General features: G+C 34.3%; 5 protein-coding genes. 1 reads left to right on the top strand and 4 read right to left on the bottom strand.

Going from position 1 to position 5,533, the window contains the following annotated elements:
• Positions 1-219, bottom strand: a 219-nt coding sequence (locus BMZ76_RS15630) for a helix-turn-helix domain-containing protein (RefSeq protein WP_143071099.1), incomplete at its 3' end; no start/stop codon positions are given.
• Positions 220-379: 160 nt separating this feature from the next.
• Here BMZ76_RS15630 and BMZ76_RS15625 point away from each other — a divergent pair.
• The gene (locus tag BMZ76_RS15625; protein WP_091209277.1) at positions 380-1,474 is read left to right on the top strand and encodes a PAS domain-containing sensor histidine kinase; all 1,095 of its coding nucleotides are present in this window, start codon (positions 380-382) and stop codon (positions 1,472-1,474) included.
• A gap of 37 nt (positions 1,475-1,511) precedes the next feature.
• Here BMZ76_RS15625 and BMZ76_RS15620 read toward each other — a convergent pair whose 3' ends face one another.
• The 3 genes from BMZ76_RS15620 to BMZ76_RS15610 all read right to left on the bottom strand — a co-directional run.
• Complete coding sequence (locus BMZ76_RS15620) at positions 1,512-2,891, bottom strand: M28 family peptidase (RefSeq protein ID WP_091209274.1); 1,380 nt, start codon at positions 2,889-2,891, stop codon at positions 1,512-1,514.
• Between the two features lie 140 nt (positions 2,892-3,031).
• Positions 3,032-5,128: a glycoside hydrolase family 97 protein gene (locus BMZ76_RS15615; RefSeq protein WP_091209271.1), complete on the bottom strand. Its 2,097-nt coding sequence runs from the start codon at positions 5,126-5,128 to the stop codon at positions 3,032-3,034.
• A gap of 139 nt (positions 5,129-5,267) precedes the next feature.
• Positions 5,268-5,533, bottom strand: a 266-nt coding sequence (locus BMZ76_RS15610) for an integrase core domain-containing protein (RefSeq protein WP_143071115.1), incomplete at its 5' end; no start/stop codon positions are given.

Genomic DNA, 5,533 nt, shown 5'->3' with positions numbered 1-5,533 from the left:
AAGATAAACTTTTTTAGGTTTATTTATTTGACGCTTATCGTATTTTCGCTGAGCTAATTCAGAACTGTATTTACCACTGCGTAAATCGCAATTGCGTTTTAATTCACGTGTTATAACAGATTTGTCCTTATTTATAAGAATTGCTATTTCACTTTTATTGTAGTTTTGATCTAATAATACACCGATTGTGTATCTTTGTTCGCTGGTTAAGTGGCTCATTATTTACAACTTTGGTCAGGAGCAAATAAAGAACATTTATTCCATTCGAGAGAGAGGGCTTTTTAAAAGTCCTTTCTTTTGAAAAAATGTCTTTATCTCCCCCCTAAAAGTTGCATTAATTAGTTGAATCTAGTTACAAAAAAATTCTTTAAAATTATAAATGACTAAAAATAACATCACTAAATCTTCTTTAAAAACGGACTATCACTTTGATAATTTCTTTAATATCTCAGCTGATTTTATTTGCATTGCAGGATTTGATGGCTATTTCAAAAGAATAAATCCTGCTGTTTCAAAATTATTAGGCTTTACGGAAGAGGAATTATATTCCAGACCAATCAGCAGTTTTGTTTACACAGCCGACCTCCAAATTACCATAGAAACTAGGGAAGAAGTATATAAAAACAAACCCCTTTTGAATTTTGAAAACCGCTATTTAACTAAAAGCGGGGAAATTGTCTGGTTATCATGGACATCAATGCCTGTCGAATCCGAGAAATTAGTGTATGCCATTGCCAAGAACATTACGCATAAAAAAAGAATTGAAGAAGAACGGAATTTACTTCTTACAAATCTTACACAAATAAATAAGGAACTTACGCTTTTGTCTCATAAAACTTCACATGATTTAAAGTCTCCCATAAATAACATGCTTTCTGTTTTCAGCCTTATTGATGTTTCAAAAATTAATGATCCAGAAACGTTAGAGTTAATAGAAATTCTTAAATTAACCAGTGAAAACTTAAAACAAACTTTAAATGATTCTATTGATAAATTAGTTAAAAATGAGAGTATCAATACTCAAATAGAAGAAATAAATTTAAATGAATCCCTTCACGAAGTCCTTGCCTCTATAAATTCTTTGGTAAGAGATTCAAGAGCAATTATTAATATTGATTTTTCAGCTTTTGAACAAGTTATTTTTAACAAAGCATACATCAAAAGTGTTTTTTTAAATTTACTCACTAATTCCATTAAATATACAAAACCGCATCAAGCACCCGTTATTACCATCCATTCCAGAAAAGTCAACGGAGTGAACCAATTAATTTTTTCTGATAATGGACTTGGTTTTGATATGGAAAAAGTTAAAGATAAGATTTTTGGATTGTACGAAAAATTCCATAGTAATGTAGATAGTAACGGTATAGGATTATATTTAGTTTACAATCAAATTACTAGTTTGAGCGGAAAAATTGCAGTGGAGAGTACCATAAATGAAGGTGCCACCTTCACTATTTCTTTCAAATATTGAAAAAAGAATGATTTTAGCACCTTCAAATTAGAGTTTTTTATTTAACTATACCATTCTGATCCATCAGATAAAGTAAAGAAGCCATAGCCGCTGCTCCTAGTTCCAACTCTCTTTTATTGACAGCATCAAAAGTGTCATTGGCAGCATGATGGTAATCAAAATAACGTTGTGAATCCGGTTGCAATCCCACTTTTACGATATGATTGGATTGTAAAGGACCAATATCAACACCGGAATGTCCTTTTACAAATTTGTGAATTAAATATGGTTCGAATAAAGTGGCCCAACTACTGATTTTATTGAAATTAGCTTCATCAGATTCAATTGAAAACCCCCTTGGTGAGAATCCGCCCGAATCACTTTCTAAAGCAAAAATATGATTCTCATTGTTTTTATTAGATAGTGTTTCATATTCTTTACCGCCTCTAACACCATTTTCTTCGTTCATAAACAACACCACACGCAAAGTATTTTTAGGCTTGTACCCAATATTTTTGAAGATATTCAATACTTCCATACTTTGCACACATCCAGCGCCATCATCGTGAGATCCGTCTCCTAAATCCCAGGAATCAAGATGCCCGCCAACGACCATTATTCTTTCAGGATGTTCAGAACCCGTCATCTCTCCTACCACATTATACGATAAAACATCGTCAAAGGTCTGACAGGATTGTTTGAAATAGAATGTTGCGTTTGGATTTTGTTTTAAACTTTTGCTTAAAAGTTCGGCTCCATTTGTACTTATAGCAGCAGCCGGAATTCGTTGTCCTTTGGCGATTTCACCATAATTAGTTGCACCCGTATGCGGTAAATCATCTAAGCGCAAATTCATCGATCTCACAATTACGGCTAATGCACCGAGTTTCCCAGCTTCTCTGGCTCCTGATGATCTTTGGTCTACACAACTTCCGTACGCTTTAAAAGTTTCGATAAATTCAGGATTCATCGCTCTATTGAAGAAAATGATTTTTCCTTTTACTTTTTCTTCCCCTAATGCGGTTAATTCTTTTAAACTGTTTACTTCCAGCACAGCTGCTTGTATTCCTTTTTTAGGAGTGGCAACTGAGCCACCAAGCGCACATATTAGGAAATTGATTTTTTGCTTTCCCACTTGTAAATAAGCGATTTCTTTTTCGCCCCTCACCCATTTTGGCACCATTACTTCCTGAAGATACACTTTATCTAATCCTAGTGCTTCCAGCTGCGCTTTGGTATACAAAACCGCTTTCTCTGCTCCAGTTGAACCTGATAATCGGGATCCAATTGTATTAGATAAATGCTCCAGCCAAGGATAACATTTAGCATCGGTCAAGGATGATTTGTATATTTCCTTTAAAGTTTGCTCGTCTTTGGTTTGCGCAAAAGCAGTAATTCCACCTAACAAAAGTGCGGCTAATACAATTGATTTTTTCATAATAAATTTAGGTCTTTTTTGGTATTTTTCTTTACAATTTTGGTTTTGGTTGCTGTGGCAATTTCGTAATTCTTAACGAATATCTGAGGTAATATTCAAAAAAAATCATGCAAGTTTTAAATTCTTGCAGGATTTAAGTATTATTGGATTGGTTCAAAACTGATTGCTGTTCCTCCTCCCGGAGCCAAATTCAAATTAATTTTTGATTTGCTGGTCACCACAATTGTTCTGATTTGGTACGCAATTGGATTGTTTTTCCAGTCGGCATCTTTCGTATCTTCATAAATAATGGCTTTGTATTTTTTACCTTTGGTCAGAAAGTCCAATTTTATCTTTGATTTTCTGGCATTCTCATCGGTAATTGCTCCTAAAAACCAAGTTTCTTTTCCTTTTGTTTTTCGGGCAACCGTAATATAATCTCCTGGTTCCGCTTCTAAATACTTACTTTCATCCCAATCCGTTTCAACGTCTTTAATAAACTGAAAAGCATCCGGGTATTTCTCGTAATTTTCTAATAAATCGGCCGCCATTTGCAACGGAGAATACATCGTTACGTACAAAGCCAGTTGTTTGGCTAAAGTCGTATGAACCTGCTCCGTTTTATTTTTATCATAATAACTCATTTTAATTTCAAAGATTCCCGGCGTATAATCCATAGGTCCGCCCAGTTGTCTGGTAAAGGGCAAAATAGTTTCGTGCATAGGCGGATTTCCAACACTCCATGCATTGAATTCATTCCCACGAGCCGCTTCGGCAGCAATATAATTAGGATACGTTCTTCCGTAACCGGTTGGTCTTGAAGATTCATGAGAATTAATCATAATCTTATAATCCGCAGCACGTTTTACAACAAAATTAAAATGGTTCACCATGGATTGTCCATCATGAAATTCGCCACGTGGAATAATTTTACCCACATAACCTGATTTTACAGCCGGATACTCGTATTTTTTCATCAAATCAAAAGCGCGATCCAAGTGTCGTTCATAATTACTGACAGAACCCGATGTTTCATGATGCATAATCATTTTAACCTTTTTTTCTTTGGCGTAAGCCGAAAGAGCCGCAATATCGAAATCCGGATACGGCGTTGTAAAATCAAAAACTTCCTCTTTCCAATTCCCGTTCCAATCTTCCCAACCTACATTCCATCCTTCAACAAGTACACCGTCGAAACCGTTTTTTGCAGCAAAATCAATGTATCTTTTAGTATTCTCAGTAGTAGCGCCGTGTTTTCCAGACGCTTTTGGTGCATCTGCAAAATTAGTGGCATTTTGAGAGCCTGCATAATCCCAAGTGGATTTCCCTACATGCATTTCCCACCAAATCCCAACATATTTCATTGGCTTTATCCAAGAAGTATCTTCTAATTTTGATGGTTCGTTAAGGTTCAGAATCATTTTTGAAGCCACGATAGTTCTGGCGTCATCACTAATCATGATTGTTCTCCAAGGCGACACGCATGGTGTTTGCAAATAGGCTTTATCACCAATAGCATTAGGAACCAACTCGGTTTTCAATTTGTAATTTGTCACATCAGCATTCAAATGCATCACCGGATAATTGACCACTGCCGCTTCAAAAATATTAAGATACAATCCTGATGGCGCTTTCATCATCAATGGCGTTTGCACCATATATTTACCAGGAATCGATTTTACTCCAATTCCGTTGTTCATATTGATTTTACTATTATCAATGTCTGAAAATTTAGTTTCATTGTATTCGTATTCATTGCTGTCGAAATCTCCTGGAATCCAGAATACTTTATTGTTTTGGGTTAAATTGAATTGCGTAACCTCATCAGAAATGATAAAATAATTCAGCTCCGCTTGTTTTGGAAAATCGTATCTGAAAGCGACTCCTTCATCAAAAGCTCTAAAAATGATATTCATTTTTACTTTAGATTCTTTGTTGATTAAAGAAATTATAAGCTCATTATAATGATTTACGATGCTGGATTGTTCCCCTAAAACCGGTTTCCAAGATTCGTTGAAATTAGAAATTTTTGAAGTCAGGATTTCAAAATTAGCATCTAAAGCTGGTTTTTCCTTTAATTTTACGCCTAAAACACTTTCTAAAATGACCGCTTTGTTTTTGTAACTTACAGCGTATGAAGGTTGTCCATTAGCCGCTAATTTGAAATTTAAGGCTATTTTTCCCGATGGGGATTGAACGCTTTGGGCATTCCCAAAATTGAACAGAAAAAGTAGAAAAAGAAAAAATAAATATTTCATTTAATGTAGTTTTTATGAATTTACGAATATAGCTAAATTCTATAATTGTTGAAGAATATGGTTTAACAATTCGATTTTTTTTGTTAAAAAAGTGTCTAGTCCTGAAAAAAGTTGACACGAATTAGATTTTAAAATTACACTAATTATTAACCTCGGAAGTAAAAACTTTCGAGGTTTTTTTCTTCCATTTTTTTGATTTGATTACTTGTTGTAAATGCGTCTGATTTGGCGTTAACATTTGACAACTTAAGTGAGGCCTATTTTGGTTATAAATATCAATAGATTCCCTTATTGCTTTTAATGCCTGTACATGATTTATAAATCCATCTATTAGTAAAAATTCATATTTTAAAATACCATTTATTCTCTCTGCTATTGCATTTTCGTAAGGATCACCATTTTCAG

This window comes from Flavobacterium xueshanense (genome assembly GCF_900112975.1).
Taxonomy (GTDB): domain Bacteria; phylum Bacteroidota; class Bacteroidia; order Flavobacteriales; family Flavobacteriaceae; genus Flavobacterium; species Flavobacterium xueshanense.
This window is presented reverse-complemented; position numbering and strand designations above follow the sequence as displayed.

What these genes read in the sequence shown, in the direction of transcription:
- BMZ76_RS15615 (WP_091209271.1), bottom strand. Translation starts at nt 5,128, where the DNA reads ATGAAATATTTATTTTTTCTTTTTCTACTTTTTCTGTTCAATTTTGGG.
- BMZ76_RS15620 (WP_091209274.1), bottom strand. Translation starts at nt 2,891, where the DNA reads ATGAAAAAATCAATTGTATTAGCCGCACTTTTGTTAGGTGGAATTACT.
- BMZ76_RS15625 (WP_091209277.1), top strand. Translation starts at nt 380, where the DNA reads ATGACTAAAAATAACATCACTAAATCTTCTTTAAAAACGGACTATCAC.